The organism is Streptomyces sp. NPDC051664, assembly GCF_044453545.1.
Taxonomy (GTDB): Bacteria; Actinomycetota; Actinomycetes; order Streptomycetales; family Streptomycetaceae; genus Streptomyces.
Genome location: NZ_JBITCU010000043.1, coordinates 1 through 14179 on the forward strand (window position 1 = coordinate 1; position 14179 = coordinate 14179).

Annotated in this window: 12 protein-coding genes; 11 read left to right on the forward strand and 1 reads right to left on the reverse strand. The window is 70.0% G+C overall.

Features of this window, described 5'->3' with window-relative positions:
* Positions 1-161 precede the first annotated feature (161 nt).
* Entirely contained in the window at positions 162-2003 is a 1842-nt protein-coding gene (locus ACIA8E_RS37645) for a bifunctional metallophosphatase/5'-nucleotidase (RefSeq protein WP_399305502.1), read from the reverse strand.
* Between the two features lie 233 nt (positions 2004-2236).
* On the opposite strand from ACIA8E_RS37645, the gene mshD reads away from it, so the two are divergent.
* The 11 genes from mshD (at position 2237) to pstB (ending at position 14011) form a co-directional block, all read left to right on the forward strand.
* Positions 2237-3160, forward strand: coding sequence for a mycothiol synthase (mshD, locus tag ACIA8E_RS37650; RefSeq protein WP_399305505.1), 924 nt, complete (start codon positions 2237-2239; stop codon positions 3158-3160).
* Between the two features lie 132 nt (positions 3161-3292).
* Positions 3293-3700, forward strand: a complete 408-nt coding sequence (locus ACIA8E_RS37655) for a GntR family transcriptional regulator (protein WP_030925008.1) — start codon at positions 3293-3295, stop codon at positions 3698-3700.
* Entirely contained in the window at positions 3697-4593 is an 897-nt protein-coding gene (locus tag ACIA8E_RS37660; protein ID WP_399305509.1) for an ABC transporter ATP-binding protein, read from the forward strand. Before ACIA8E_RS37655 ends, ACIA8E_RS37660 begins: the two co-directional genes overlap by 4 nt.
* On the forward strand, positions 4590-5582 hold the full coding sequence (locus tag ACIA8E_RS37665) for an ABC transporter permease (protein WP_399305512.1): 993 nt from the start codon (positions 4590-4592) through the stop codon (positions 5580-5582). Before ACIA8E_RS37660 ends, ACIA8E_RS37665 begins: the two co-directional genes overlap by 4 nt.
* 272 nt (positions 5583-5854) lie before the next feature.
* Positions 5855-8101 carry an RNA degradosome polyphosphate kinase gene (locus tag ACIA8E_RS37670; RefSeq protein WP_399305515.1) on the forward strand — a complete coding sequence of 749 codons (2247 nt, stop codon included), beginning with the start codon at positions 5855-5857 and terminating at the stop codon, positions 8099-8101.
* Positions 8088-9137, forward strand: coding sequence for a CHAD domain-containing protein (locus ACIA8E_RS37675; RefSeq protein WP_399305518.1), 1050 nt, complete (start codon positions 8088-8090; stop codon positions 9135-9137). Before ACIA8E_RS37670 ends, ACIA8E_RS37675 begins: the two co-directional genes overlap by 14 nt.
* Positions 9134-9547 (forward strand): NUDIX hydrolase, encoded by a 414-nt coding sequence (locus tag ACIA8E_RS37680; protein ID WP_399305521.1) that lies wholly within the window; start codon positions 9134-9136, stop codon positions 9545-9547. Before ACIA8E_RS37675 ends, ACIA8E_RS37680 begins: the two co-directional genes overlap by 4 nt.
* Positions 9548-9824: 277 nt before the next feature.
* Positions 9825-10961 carry a phosphate ABC transporter substrate-binding protein PstS gene (gene pstS / locus ACIA8E_RS37685; protein ID WP_399305524.1) on the forward strand — a complete coding sequence of 379 codons (1137 nt, stop codon included), beginning with the start codon at positions 9825-9827 and terminating at the stop codon, positions 10959-10961.
* A 165-nt stretch (positions 10962-11126) separates the two neighbouring features.
* Positions 11127-12125 (forward strand): phosphate ABC transporter permease subunit PstC, encoded by a 999-nt coding sequence (gene pstC / locus ACIA8E_RS37690; RefSeq protein ID WP_030972095.1) that lies wholly within the window; start codon positions 11127-11129, stop codon positions 12123-12125.
* Positions 12122-13207: a phosphate ABC transporter permease PstA gene (pstA, locus tag ACIA8E_RS37695; RefSeq protein WP_399305526.1), complete on the forward strand. Its 1086-nt coding sequence runs from the start codon at positions 12122-12124 to the stop codon at positions 13205-13207. The genes pstC and pstA overlap by 4 nt, the downstream gene beginning before the upstream one ends.
* Positions 13208-13234: 27 nt before the next feature.
* A complete protein-coding gene (gene pstB / locus ACIA8E_RS37700) occupies positions 13235-14011 on the forward strand; it encodes a phosphate ABC transporter ATP-binding protein PstB (protein WP_030972091.1) in 777 nt (258 codons plus the stop codon).
* Positions 14012-14179: the final 168 nt, after the last annotated feature.

Below are 14179 nucleotides of genomic sequence, written 5' to 3' on the forward strand. Positions count from 1 at the left end.
GCCCTGCGTCTCGCGGCCACCGCGGCGGGCTCGCTGCCCCGGAGCCCGACTGTGTCATACCCCCCCCCCCCCCCCCCCCGCCCGCCCCCCCCCCCCCCGCGGGCCGCGGCCGCCCCCCCCCCCCCCCCCCCCCCCCCCCCCCGCTCACTCGATCGCCGGACCTACTTGACGACCGTGATCCGGTCCGTGGCCGGCGGGGCCAGCGGCGCCGTGGCCGACGAGTGCGCCGCCAGGTAGGCATTGAACAGGTCCAGGTCGGACGCGCCGACCAGCTTGTTGGTGCCCTGTCCGAGCGCCGCGAAGCCGTCGCCGCCGCCCGCGAGGAACTCGTTCATCGCGACGCGGTACGTCTTGGCCGGGTCGATCGCCGCACCGTTCAGCTTGATCGTGTCGACGACGACGCGAGCCGCTCCCGTCTTCGTCATGTCGAGGGTGTACGTGAGGCCCTTGGACACCTGAAGGATCTTCGGGCTGGCCTCGTTGGCGCCGCTGACCTGCTGCTGGAGCGCGCTGATCAGCTGGGCACCGGTCAGGTCGACGACATTCATCATGTTGGTGAAGGGCTGCACGGTGAACGACTCGCCGTACGTCACCACCCCGTCACCCTCACTGCCGGTCGACTTGTACACCAGGTCCGCGCGGATGCCGCCCGGGTTCATGAAGGCGACGACCGCCCCGCCCTTGTCCGCCGGGGCCAGGCCCTCCAGCTGCGCGTCGGCGATCAGGTCGCCGAGGGGCTGCTCGGGGGTCGTGGCGCCGCGACCGTTGATGTCGGCCGAGATGAAGCCCTGCGGCTTGCTCGCGATGGGGGCCGCGAGGGTGTTCCAGCGGGCGATCAGGGCCGTCATGTCGGTGGCCTTGGGCTGGTCCCGGGTGACGATGTGGTTCGCCGAGGTCGGGTTCACGGAGTTCGACGACTTCACCGACGTACGCACGATGTCGTTGGTGCGGCGGTCGTACGTGAGGGTCGTGTCCGTGTACAGCTTGCCGAACGACGACGCCGAGGTGACCAGACGCGGGTTGCCCGCCGGGTCCGGCACGGTGCACACGTACGCCTGGTGCGTGTGACCCGTGACCAGCGCGTCGACCTTCGGGCTGATGCCCTTGGCGATGTCCACGATCGGCCCGGAGATGCCGTCACCGGCGCCGGGGCTGTCGCAGTTGTAGTTGTACGAGGAGGAGGCCGGGGCCCCGCCCTCGTGGATGAGCGCGACGATGGACTTCACGCCCTGCCGGTCGAGCTCCTTGGCGTACTTGTTGACCGTCTCGATCTCGTCGTGGAACTTCAGGCCCTTGACGCCGTTGGCGGTGACGATGTTCGGCGTGCCCTCCAGGGTCACCCCGATGAAGCCGATCTTGACGCCGTTCTTCTTCCACACCGTGTACGGCTTGAGGATCGGCTTGCCGGTCTTCTCGTCCGTCACATTGGCCGCGAGGTACGGGAAGTCGGCGCCCCGGAACTTCTTGCCCTTCTCGTAGCAGCCCTCGACCGGGTGGCAGCCGCCGTTCTGGAGGCGGGCCAGCTCGGTGGCACCCTCGTCGAACTCGTGGTTACCGACCGTCGTCACATCGAGGTCGATCTTGTTGAGCGCCTCGATGGTCGGCTCGTCGTGGAAGAGCCCGGACAGCAGCGGGCTCGCGCCCACCATGTCGCCGCCGGCCGCGGTGATGGAGTACGGGTGGCCCTTGCGGGCGGTGCGCAGCGAGGAGGCCAGGTACTCGACACCACCGGCCGGTATCGCCTTCGTCGTGCCGTCGGCCTGCGTCTCGGTGACGTTGCCGGCCGAACCGGCCGGCGGCTCCAGGTTGCCGTGCAGGTCGTTGAAGGACAGCAGCTGGACGTCGACGGTGCGGGCGGGCGTGTGGTGCCCGTGACCGTGCCCGTGACCGCGGTCCTGGGCGCCGGCCGGCATCGCGGCGACGAGTGCGCCGACGGTGGCCAGCCCGGCCGCGGCGGCGAGCACCCGCCGGGACGCACGGTTCTTCTGCGGTGTCGCTGACATCGGTCCCCTTGTGAGTTCAGCGGGAGGGTTCGGCCCGCAGCCTAGAGTCAACGCGCGTAGCGCGACAGGTGTTTCGCGTTACGAACCGGTTGCCATGTGGTCGGTAAGGGGATCAACTCCCCCACACCGCCCGCATCTCGCACCTATCCGATCGAAAACGTCACAGCAATGGCCGAGCCCCGTGACACCTCACTGCCCCCCTCACGGCCCCGCCCCGCCGTACGCTCGTACGCATGACGACTGATGTACCCCTCCCCGCCCCCGGGCGTGAGATCCGGACGCTCGACGTGCTCTCCGCCGACCAGGCCGGAGCCGTCCTCGACCTGCTCGACGAAGCGACCCGTGCCGACGGCAGGCCCGCGGTCTCCGAGCAGGGCCGGCTGCAGCTCAGGGGCGGGCGCCGGGAGGGTGTGCGCCACCTTCTGCTCACCAGCTCGGGCACCCTCGTCGGGTACGCACAGCTGGAGGACACCGACCCCGTCGAGGCGCCGGCCGCCGAGCTGGTCGTGCACCCTGCGCACCGCGGCCAGGGGCACGGGCGGGCGCTGGGCGCCGCGCTGCTCGCGGCGACCGGGAAGCGGCTGCGCGTCTGGGCGCACGGCGGGAAGTCCGCGGCGCGCCACCTCGCCCAGGTCCTCGGCCTCTCCCTCTTCCGTGAACTGCGTCAGCTGCGCCGCAGCTTGAGCCCGTTGGACATGGCGGAGCCCGTGCTGCCGCCGGGCGTCACCGTCCGCACCTTCGTGCCCGGCCAGGACGACGTCGCCTGGCTCGCGGTGAACAGCGCCGCCTTCGCCCACCACCCCGAGCAGGGGGCGCTCACCCAGCGCGACCTGGACGACCGCAAGGCAGAGCCGTGGTTCGACCCGAAGGGCTTCTTCCTGGCCGAGCGCGACGGCGAGCTGATCGGCTTCCACTGGACGAAGGTGCACGCCGAGGAGCAGCTCGGCGAGGTGTACGTCCTCGGCATCCGGCCCGACGCGCAGGGCGGCGGCCTCGGCAAGGCACTCACCGCGATCGGGCTGCGCCATCTCGCCGCCGAGGGGCTGCCGACCGCGATGCTCTACGTCGACGCGGACAACAAGGCGGCCCTGACGGTGTACGAACGGATGGGCTTCGCCACCCACGAGGTGGACCTGATGTACCGCACGGAGTCCTGAACAGCCAGTTCGGAGACCCGAGCAGCCCGCCCGGAGTCCTGGGCGGCACAGCTTTCCCAAGGGGCGGCGTCGCTTGACGCCGCCCCTTCTTTCCGACACCCTTTCACTACTCAATTAGTGAAAGGGGTGAACATGGCAGAGTCCGCAGCGGTCGAGTTCCGCATCGACCGGCGCAGCGGCGTCGCCACGTACCTCCAGATCGTCCAGCAGACCAAACAGGCCCTCCGCCTCGGCCTGCTGGAGCCCGGCGACCGGCTGCCCACCGCACGCGAGGTCGTCGAGGCCACCGCCATCAACCCGAACACCGTGCTCAAGGCCTACCGCGAGCTGGAACGCGAAGGTCTCGTCGAGGCCCGGCGCGGGCTCGGCACGTTCGTGCGCCGGACCCTCGGCTCCACGGCCACCACGGACACGCCCCTGCGGGGCGAACTCACCGACTGGGCCCGCCGGGCGCGGGAGGCGGGACTGGAACGCGACGACATGAACGCGCTCTTCACCGCCGTACTGGACAGCACGTTCAAGGGGGACAGCCACACATGACAGGCGCTGCGATCGAGGCGAACGGCCTCGGCATGAAGTACCGGCGCGGGGCAGGGGGGTGGGCGGTGCGCGACTGTTCGTTCCGGCTGCCCACGGGGCGCGTGTGCGCGCTCGTCGGGCCCAACGGCGCAGGCAAGTCCACCCTGCTCGCCCTCGCCGCGGGGTTCCTGCGGCCGGTCGAGGGAATGGTACGGATCCTGGGCGCCACGCCCGCCGAGGCGCGGTCCCGGATGGCGTTCGTGGCCCAGGACAAGCCGCTGTACCCGCAGTTGACGGTCGCCGAGACGCTCTGGGCGGGCGCCGAGCTGAACCCCGCCACCTGGGACCAGGCCACCGCCGAGCGCGTCATCGGGGACCTGCCCAAGGACGCCAGGGTCCGTACGCTCTCCGGCGGCCGGCGCACTCGCCTGGCTCTGGCCCTCGCGCTCGGCAAGCGGGCCGAACTGCTGCTGCTCGACGAACCGATGGCCGACCTCGACCCGCTCGCCCGGCACCAGCTGATGGGCGTCCTGATGGCGGAGGCCGCCGAGCACGCCACCACCATCGTGATGTCCTCGCACATCCTCGCCGAGCTGGAGGGTGCCTGCGACTACCTCCTGCTCGTCGACGGCGGCCGGGTCCGCCTCGGCGGCGAGACGGAGGACATACTCGCCGCGCACGCCCTGCTGACGGGTCCGGTACGGGAGCTGGCACCGCACACCGTCGTCGAGTCCCGCACGACGGGACGGCAGCTGACCGCACTGGTACGGAGGGAGGGCCCGGTGGACGACTCGGCCTGGGAGATCGCGGAACCGTCGCTCGAGGAACTGCTGCTGGCGCATCTCCGGTCACCGGAGGCACCGGCGCTGCTGACGCCGAGCGCCGAGGCCGGCAGGGAGGTGGCTGCCGTATGAGCGCCATCGGTCTGCGTACGCCCGTCGCACCCGCCTCCGGGTTGCGGGGCCCCGTCCGCGTCCTTCTCCGCCAGCACCGCCGTTCCCTGTGGGCGGCCGGCGCACTCCTGGTGCTGGGCGTCTCCATCGTGGTCGGGCTCCGGATCTGGGTCGCGGCCGCGAGCTCGGCCGAACGCTGCGCCGACGGCGATATCACCCGCTGCGGCGACGGCCTGTACCTGACCACGTACGCCCGCACCGCCACCGAGACCTATCTGTCGGGCGGCGGCACCGCCGTCCTGCTGCTCGCCGGGCTCATCGGCGTCTTCGTCGCGGGACCGCTGATCGCCCGCGAGCTGGAGAGCGGTACGTACCGGCTCGCCTGGGTCCAGTCCGTGTCCCCGGCCCAGTGGCTGGCGGCCCGGCTCGCCCTTCCTGCGGCTCTGACGACCGCCGGGATGACCACTCTGGTCCTCGTCTACCGATGGGGCTTGTCGGGTATGCAGAGCAAGGCGCACGCCACGGGACTGAGCTGGAACGAGAACGATATCCACCCCGCCCTCGGTCCGACCGCCGTCGCCTACGCCCTGCTGGCCGTGGCCGTCGGCGCCCTGTGCGCCGTGGTCGTACGCCGCACCGTCCTGTCCATGAGCCTCACGGCCCTCGTCCTCGGCACGGTCATGCTGGGGTTCGGCAAGCGCCGCTACGAGCTCTGGCCGACCGTCCGCTATCTGGGCCGCGACTACCCGACCGGTGACACCTGGCACATCGAGTCGGGCATGCTCACCGCCTCCGGCAAGGAGATCTACTGGAAGGACTGTTTCCCGACCGACTCGGCGGAGTCCTTCACGAGCTGCCTGCGCAACCGGGGCGGCATCACGGCCTTCGGCGACTACCACCCCGCCTCGCACTTCTGGCCGCTCCAGCTCGTCGAGACCGGCATCCTGCTCGTCCTCGCCGCCGCTGCCGTCGCCCTCGCCTTCCGCGTGCTGCGCCGCCGCCACGGCTGATCCGCCCCGATCGCCGGGGTCCGGGCCGCGCGGGGGGGGCGGCCCGGACCCCGCACAGGCGCCCCGTCGGCGCAACTGCGCACCCGCACACCGCTTCCTGCACGTCATGTCGCCGTTACCGGCCATTCAGACGCGCTTGCAACCCTCTCAGGATGCAGCCAGCTGTGCCGACCCCCCGCAACGGGAAAAATCCCGGCAGAGACCGTGCGATTCCCGCGGTCCCCGTACCGTCCGACGCGCCCCAGGGGCCTTCCGCGCGGAACAATAGGGCCATGAGCCAGCAGCCCAGCTCCGAGGTCCCGGTCCAGCCCGCCGCGCAGCCGTCCATCGGCTCTCTCGCCGCGCACCGTCCGCATGCCGTCGCGTCGGCGAACGGCGGACTTTCCACCGCCGCCGACCTCGATCCCGATCTCGACGCGGACGCGGATGCGTACGAACCCGATGTCGACGGCGACGAGCTGCCCCATGGCCGGTTCCTGGACCGGGAGCGCAGCTGGCTCGCGTTCAACGAGCGAGTGCTGGAACTGGCCGAGGACCCTGCTACGCCCCTCCTCGAACGGGCGAATTTCCTCGCCATCTTCGCCTCTAACCTGGACGAGTTCTTCATGGTCCGGGTGGCGGGTCTCAAGCGCCGTATCGCCACCGGCGTCGCCACCCGCTCCGCCTCCGGTCTGCAGCCCCGTGAGGTCCTCGACCTGATCTGGACCCGGTCCCGAGAGCTCATGGCCCGGCACGCCGCCTGTTACCAGCAGGACATCGCGCCCGCACTTTCCGACGAGGGCATCCAGCTGATCCGCTGGCCGGAGCTGACCGAGAAGGAACAGGCCCGCCTGTTCACCTTCTTCCGGCAGCGGGTCTTCCCCGTACTGACGCCGCTGGCCGTCGACCCGGCACACCCGTTCCCGTACATCTCAGGCCTCTCGCTCAACCTCGCGGTCGTCGTACGCAACCCGGTGAGCGGACACCGCCACTTCGCCCGCGTCAAGGTGCCGCCGCTGCTGACCCGGTTCCTGGAGGCGTCTCCGCAGCGGTACGTCCCCATCGAGGACATCATCGCCGCGCACCTGGAAGAGCTCTTCCCCGGCATGGAGGTCCTTGCCCACCACATGTTCCGGGTCACCCGGAACGAGGACCTGGAGGTCGAGGAGGACGACGCCGAGAACCTCCTCAAGGCCCTGGAGAAGGAGCTCATGCGGCGCCGTTTCGGCCCGCCGGTGCGCCTGGAGGTCGAGGAGTCCATCGACCCGTACGTCCTGGACCTGCTGGTCCGGGAGCTCAAGGTGTCCGACGCCGAGGTCTACCCGCTGCCCGGCCCTCTCGACCTCACCGGACTGTTCGGCATAGCGTCCCTGGACCGGCCCGAGCTGAAGTTCCCCAAGTTCATCGCGGGCACCCACCGCGATCTCGCCGAGGTCGAGTCCGCCTCCGCACCGGACATCTTCGCCGCGCTGCGCGAACGTGATGTGCTGCTGCACCACCCGTACGACTCGTTCTCCACCTCCGTCCAGGCGTTCCTGGAGCAGGCGGCGGGTGACCCGGACGTGCTCGCGATCAAGCAGACGCTGTACCGGACCTCGGGCGACTCGCCGATAGTCGACGCGCTGATCGACGCCGCCGAGTCCGGCAAACAGGTCCTCGTACTCGTCGAGATCAAGGCCCGCTTCGACGAGCAGGCCAACATCAAGTGGGCGCGCAAGCTGGAGGAGGCCGGCTGCCATGTCGTCTACGGCCTCGTCGGGCTGAAGACCCACTGCAAGCTCTCGCTCGTGGTCCGCCAGGAGGGCGACACGCTGCGCCGCTACTCGCACGTCGGGACCGGCAACTACCACCCGAAGACGGCGCGGCTGTACGAGGACCTCGGCCTGCTGACCGCGGACCCGCAGGTCGGGGCGGATCTCTCCGACCTCTTCAACCGGCTCTCCGGCTACTCCCGCCGCGAGACGTACCGTCGGCTGCTCGTCGCCCCGAAGTCCCTGCGCGACGGACTGATCGCCCGCATAAACAAGGAGATCGCGCACCAGCGGGCCGGGCGCCCCGCCTACGTGCGCTTCAAGGTCAACTCGATGGTCGACGAAGCGATCATCGACGCCTGCTACCGGGCCGCCCAGGCGGGCGTCCCGGTGGACATCTGGGTACGCGGCATCTGCGCGATCCGCCCCGGCGTCCCCGGCCTCTCCGAGAACATCCGGGTCCGCTCGATACTGGGCCGCTTCCTCGAACACTCCCGGGTCTTCTCGTTCGGCAACGGCGGCGAACCCGAAGTGTGGTTCGGCAGCGCCGACATGATGCACCGCAACCTTGACCGCCGGATCGAAGCACTGGTCCGCGTCACCGACCCCGCCCACCGCGTCGCGCTCAGCCGACTCCTGGAGACAGGTATGGCCGACACCACCTCCTCCTGGCACCTCGGTCCCGACGGGAACTGGACCCGGCACGCCACGGACGCGGACGGCCAGCCGCTGCGGCACGTACAGGAAATACTCATTGACGCCCGGAGGCGCCGGCGTGCGACGCCCTGACCACCAGACGACGACCCGGACGGACGTGTCCGCGGGTGCGGTCCTCGGCCCCTACCTGCAGGAACAGGCCGCGGACTTCCTGCGGAGCCTGCGCCTGCACCACGAGAACAGCGCTCCCACGGACGCCGGGTCCCTCGTCGCCGAAGAGGCCGCCTGCGCCCTGCGCCGGTCGGCCCGCCGCATCAGCGGCACCCTGCACACCTTCCGCTCGGCACTCGAACCGGGCTGGGCCGAACAGCTCCGTACGGAACTGGCCTGGCTCTCCGGCACCCTGGCCCGCGAGCACGCGTACGCGACCCGGCTCACCCGGCTCCTCGACGCGCTGCACGCCCTGTCCGGCTCCTCGCTGCCCGCGGCCCGCGCGAAGGCCACGGCCGTCGTACCCCGCGACACCGATGCCGCCCAGCACGAAGTCGCCCAGCAGGCCGTCGTCCACGCCAAGGAACGCGGCGCCGCGCTCGACGTCGGCGCGGCCCGGGCCGGGGCGCTGCTGGAGCGGCAGCTGACCCTCGCCAGAACCCGCGCGCACTCGGCGGCGCTCCAGGCGCTGGGCTCGTCCCGGTTCCACGCGGTCGCCGACGCGGTCGCCCTGCTCGCCTCCGAGGTCCCGCTCTCCGCCGCGGCCGACGCCCCGGCCGTCGAGATGCTGCACGGGCCCGCCGACCGCGCCGAACAGCGGCTGCTCGGTGCGGTGGCCGCGCTCCCGTCGGACGGGGCGGCCGAGCCGTACAACGAGGCGTACGACGCACCCTGGCACCAGACCCGCCTTCTGCTGCGACTGCACCGGTACGCCCACGAGGTGGTACGCGGCGCCCCCGACCCGGTCCTGGCCGCCCCCGGGCACGCGCTCGACCTGCACCGGGACGCGGCAGAGGCGGCAGCGGCAGCGGCAGCGGCAGCCCGCACACCCCGGATCGCGCCGGCCACCGCGTACGCCCTGGGAGTGCTCCACGCCGACCAGCGGCACGAGGTGGAGGCGGCCCGCGGGGCTTTTCGGGAGACCTGGCCGTACGCGGCGGCCGTGACCGCGCCATGACCGGCACCACCGTGCTGGCCGCGGGGTGCGTGCTGTGGCGCCGGGCGCCGCACTCCGGAGAGCTGGAGATCTGCCTGGTCCACCGGCCCCGCTACGACGACTGGTCGCACCCGAAGGGCAAGCTCAAGCGTGGCGAGCCGGCGAGGGACGCGGCCCTGCGCGAGGTCCTTGAGGAGACCGGGCACCACTGCGTACCGGGTGCCCCGCTGCCCACCGTCCGGTACGTCGCGAACGGCCGTCCCAAGGAAGTCACGTACTGGGCGGCCGAGGCGACGGACGGCGCGTTCGTCCCGGGCGACGAGGTGGACCGCGTCCTCTGGCTCTCCCCGGAAGCGGCCCGTACCCGCCTCACCCAGCCCCGCGACCGTGCGTTGCTGGACGCACTGCTGACCGCCCTGCCGACGGCATAGGGGCACTTTCAAGCCACCCGGCGATCGAGGGGTAAAGGGCCCACCGGCCCCCGGTCAGCACACGCTCCGCGCACATCACGCAACCGCAGCGCGAGCGCCGCACCGCACCGCCCGCCACGGTTCACCTTCCGTTCACTCTCCCCCGTAGGCCACTTCACCTGTTCTGCCTAATTTCGGCAGTGCACGGTGCGCGGCGAAACGCCGCACCACCCACCACATCGCACGCCGTCGTAGAACGAACAAGACCTCGGCGGCTCCTGGAAGGAAACACCCGAAAGTGAAGCTTCAGCGCAAGAACCGGCTTCGTGCCACCGCGCTCGGTGCCCTCGCCGTCTCCAGCGCCCTGGTCCTCACGGCGTGCGGTTCGGACAACAACAGCGGCAGCGCCACCGGCGGCAGCGGCGAGAAGACGAGCGCCGCGTCGGACGTCAAGTGCGACGACGCCAAGGGTCAGCTGCTCGCCTCCGGCTCCAGCGCACAGAAGAACGCCATGGACCTCTGGGTCAAGAACTACATGGCCGGCTGCACGGGCGTGGAGATCAACTACAAGGCGTCGTCCTCGGGTGAAGGCATCATCGCCTTCAACCAGGGCACCGTCGGCTTCGCCGGCTCCGACTCGGCGCTGAAGCCCGAAGAGGTCGCCGACTCGAAGAAGATCTGCAAGACCGGACAGGGCATCAACCTCCCGATGGTCGGCGGCCCGATCGCGATCGGCTTCCACCTCGAGGGTGTCGACAGCCTGACGCTGGACGCCCCCACGCTTGCCAAGATCTTCGACGGCAAGATCAAGAAGTGGAACGACAAGGCGATCGCCAAGCTCAACGACGGCGTGAAGCTTCCGAACAAGGCGATCCAGGCCTTCCACCGCTCCGAGGACTCCGGCACCACGCAGAACCTCGGCAAGTACCTCGCGGCCACCGCGCCGAACGACTGGAAGTACGAGCCCGAGAAGAAGTGGCCGGCCCCCGGTGGCCAGGCCGCGTCCGGCTCCGCCGGTGTCGCCGCCCAGGTGAAGCAGGTCGACGGCTCGATCGGTTACTTCGAGCTCTCGTACGCCTCTTCGCAGTCCATCTCCACGGTCGACATCAACACCGGTGGCTCCGCCCCGGTCAAGGCCTCCTCGGAGAACGCCTCCAAGGCCATCGCCGCCGCCAAGGTCGCGGGCACCGGCAAGGACCTGGCGCTCGACCTCGACTACACCACCAAGGCCGAGGGTGCGTACCCGATCGTCCTGGTGACGTACGAGGTCGTCTGCGACACGGGCAACAAGGCCGAGACGCTCTCCACGGTCAAGTCCTTCCTGAACTACACCGCCGGTGACGAGGGCCAGAAGCTCCTCACCGACGCCGGTTACGCGCCGATCCCGACCGAGATCAACGCCAAGGTCCGCGAGACCATCGCGTCCCTCAAGTAACCAGAAGCAACACCCGCAACACCAGCTGAATCAGCTCCACACGCAACGCAAGCAACACAGGCGGCCGGTCCGGTGCACCCCTCCGGGCCGGCTCGCCACCCCACCCCATCCGGTGCACCGCCGCCAGGGGAGCCACACAGCTCCCCCACACAGACCGGAAAGACCATGGCTTCCACCACACCGATAGACACGCCACCGGCGCGCCCGGTGCAGCGCAAGCGCGCCAGGCCCAAGGCCCCCGGACGCGCAGGCGACAAAATCTTCCTGGGCCTCTCACGGGGTTCAGGCATTCTGCTGCTCGTGATCATGGCGTCGATCGCCGCGTTCCTGACGTACCGCGCGACCCTCGCCGTCTCCAAGGACCAGGGCAACTTCTTCACCACGCTGGACTGGAACCCGGTCGGCGACAAGCCGGTCTTCGGTATCGCGGTCCTGCTCTTCGGCACAGTCGTCAGCTCGATCATCGCGATGGCCATCGCGGTTCCGATCGCTGTCGGTATCGCCCTCTTCATCTCGCACTACGCGCCGCGCAAGCTGGCCGCGCCCCTCGCGTACGTCGTCGACCTGCTCGCCGCAGTGCCGAGCATCGTGTACGGCATCTGGGGCGCCCTCTTCCTGGTCCCGTACCTGGAGGGCCTGAACCTCTGGCTCGACCAGTTCTTCGGCTGGACGTACGTGCTGGACAAGACCGAGGTCGGCGTCGCCCGCTCGCTCTTCACCGTCGGCATCCTGCTCGCGATCATGATCCTGCCGATCGTGACGAGCGTCAGCCGCGAGGTCTTCCTCCAGGTCCCGAGGATGAACGAGGAAGCCGCCCTCGCCCTCGGCGCCACCCGCTGGGAGGTCATCCGCCTCTCGGTGCTTCCCTTCGGCCGCTCCGGCGTGATCTCCGCGTCGATGCTGGGCCTCGGCCGCGCACTCGGCGAGACGATGGCCGTCGCCACGGTCCTCTCGCCGAGCTTCCTCATCTCGGCGCATGTGCTGAATCCCGGCGGCGGAACGTTCGCCCAGAACATCGCCGCGAAGTTCGACGAGGCCGACCAGTTCGGGCGTGACGCCCTGATCGCCTCCGGCCTCGTCCTCTTCATCCTCACCCTGCTGGTCAACGGCGCGGCCCGGCTCATCATCGCCCGCCGCAAGGAGTACTCGGGGGCCAACGCATGAGCCAGGCAGCCAACACCGGCATCCAGGAACGCCCCACCTCCACGGCGGCCGCTTCCAGGAACAGCCTCAGCAGCCGGGCGCTCCCCCGCTGGGCCCCGCTCGCCTTCGCGGCCGCAGCGGTCGTGCTCGGCGTCGGTATCGGCGCGGCGGCGGGCTGGCAGAGCCGCATCCAGTGGGGCCTGTTCTCCGCGGTGCTGTTCGTCGTCATCTCGTACGTCACGACGTCGGTCGTCGAGAACCGGCGCCAGGCCAAGGACCGGCTCGCCACCAGCATCGTCTGGGTGTGCTTCCTCCTCGCCATCGTTCCGCTGGCCTCGCTGGTCTGGACGACGGTCAGCCGCGGCGCGAAGGTCCTGGACGGCTACTTCCTCACCCACTCCATGGCCGGCGTGCTCGGCACGGAGCCGGGCGGCGGTGTCTACCACGCACTGATCGGCACCCTGGAACAGGTCGGCCTCGCCACCCTGATCTCGGCCCCGATCGGCCTGCTGACCGCCGTCTACCTGGTGGAGTACGGCAAGGGCGCGCTCGCCAAGGCCGTGACGTTCTTCGTCGACGTGATGACCGGCATCCCGTCCATCGTGGCCGGCCTCTTCATCCTGTCGATCATGCTGATGACGAAGCTCCAGCCGTCCGGCCTGATGGGTTCGCTGGCGCTCACGATCCTGATGATCCCGGTCGTGGTCCGCTCCACCGAGGAGATGCTCAAGCTCGTCCCGAACGAGCTCCGTGAGGCATCGCTCGCCCTCGGCATCCCGAAGTGGCGCACCATTCTGAAGGTGGTCCTGCCCACCGCGATCGGCGGCATCACCACCGGTGTGATGCTCGCGATCGCCCGGATCGCCGGCGAGACCGCACCGATCATGCTGCTGGTCTTCGGCAGCCAGCTGATCAACCCGAACCCCTTCCAAGGCGCACAGTCGTCGCTCCCCTTCTACATCTGGGAGCAGTACAAGATCGGCAGCGAGGCGTCGTACGACCGCGCCTGGGCCGCCGCTCTGGTCCTGATCGCCTTCGTCATGATCCTCAATCTGGTGGCCCGCGGCATCGCCCGCTGGAAGGCCCCGAAGACCGGCCGCTGACGCGGCACGAAAGAAGCAGTGATTCAGATGGCCAAGCGCATCGACGTCAGCGGCCTGTCCGCCTATTACGGCTCCCACCTCGCCATCGAGGACATCTCGATGACCGTGGAGCCCCGCTCCGTGACCGCCTTCATCGGCCCGTCCGGCTGCGGCAAGTCCACTTTCCTGCGCACCCTGAACCGGATGCACGAGGTCACCCCCGGTGGCCGCGTCGAGGGCAAGGTGCTGCTGGACGACGAGAACCTGTACGGCTCCCACGTCGACCCGGTCACCGTGCGCCGCACGGTCGGCATGGTCTTCCAGCGCCCGAACCCGTTCCCGACGATGTCGATCTTCGACAATGTCGCGGCAGGCCTGAAGCTGAACGGCTCGTACAAGAAGAGCCAGCTGTCGGACACCGTCGAGAAGTCCCTTCGCGGCGCCAACCTCTGGAACGAGGTCAAGGACCGCCTGAACAAGCCCGGCTCCGGTCTCTCCGGTGGCCAGCAGCAGCGCCTGTGCATCGCCCGTGCGATCGCGGTCGAGCCGGATGTGCTGCTGATGGACGAACCGTGCTCCGCCCTGGACCCGATCTCCACCCTCGCCATCGAGGACCTGATCGGCGAGCTGAAGGAGCGCTTCACGATCGTCATCGTGACGCACAACATGCAGCAGGCGGCCCGCGTCTCGGACCGTACGGCGTTCTTCAACCTCGCGGCGGTCGGCAAGCCCGGCAAGCTCGTGGAGATCGACGAGACGGAGCGGATCTTCTCCAACCCGTCGGTGCAGGCGACGGAGGACTACATCTCCGGCCGCTTCGGGTGATCAAGGACAGCCTTGGGGTGCTGCATGGCGGTGCCACCCACAAGGCAAAGGGTCCGCCCCCGCTCCTCACATGGGAGCGGGGGCGGACCCAATTCCGGGACCGGACCACCCGACCGGCACATCGAGGCCGCCCGGAAAATCGTTCAAGCCGGCCGGCGGGCGGATCAA

What these genes read in the sequence shown, in the direction of transcription:
- pstC (WP_030972095.1), top strand. Translation starts at nt 11,127, where the DNA reads ATGGCTTCCACCACACCGATAGACACGCCACCGGCGCGCCCGGTGCAG.
- mshD (WP_399305505.1), top strand. Translation starts at nt 2,237, where the DNA reads ATGACGACTGATGTACCCCTCCCCGCCCCCGGGCGTGAGATCCGGACG.
- pstA (WP_399305526.1), top strand. Translation starts at nt 12,122, where the DNA reads ATGAGCCAGGCAGCCAACACCGGCATCCAGGAACGCCCCACCTCCACG.
- ACIA8E_RS37655 (WP_030925008.1), top strand. Translation starts at nt 3,293, where the DNA reads ATGGCAGAGTCCGCAGCGGTCGAGTTCCGCATCGACCGGCGCAGCGGC.
- ACIA8E_RS37660 (WP_399305509.1), top strand. Translation starts at nt 3,697, where the DNA reads ATGACAGGCGCTGCGATCGAGGCGAACGGCCTCGGCATGAAGTACCGG.
- pstB (WP_030972091.1), top strand. Translation starts at nt 13,235, where the DNA reads ATGGCCAAGCGCATCGACGTCAGCGGCCTGTCCGCCTATTACGGCTCC.
- ACIA8E_RS37645 (WP_399305502.1), bottom strand. Translation starts at nt 2,003, where the DNA reads ATGTCAGCGACACCGCAGAAGAACCGTGCGTCCCGGCGGGTGCTCGCC.
- ACIA8E_RS37680 (WP_399305521.1), top strand. Translation starts at nt 9,134, where the DNA reads ATGACCGGCACCACCGTGCTGGCCGCGGGGTGCGTGCTGTGGCGCCGG.
- ACIA8E_RS37670 (WP_399305515.1), top strand. Translation starts at nt 5,855, where the DNA reads ATGAGCCAGCAGCCCAGCTCCGAGGTCCCGGTCCAGCCCGCCGCGCAG.
- ACIA8E_RS37665 (WP_399305512.1), top strand. Translation starts at nt 4,590, where the DNA reads ATGAGCGCCATCGGTCTGCGTACGCCCGTCGCACCCGCCTCCGGGTTG.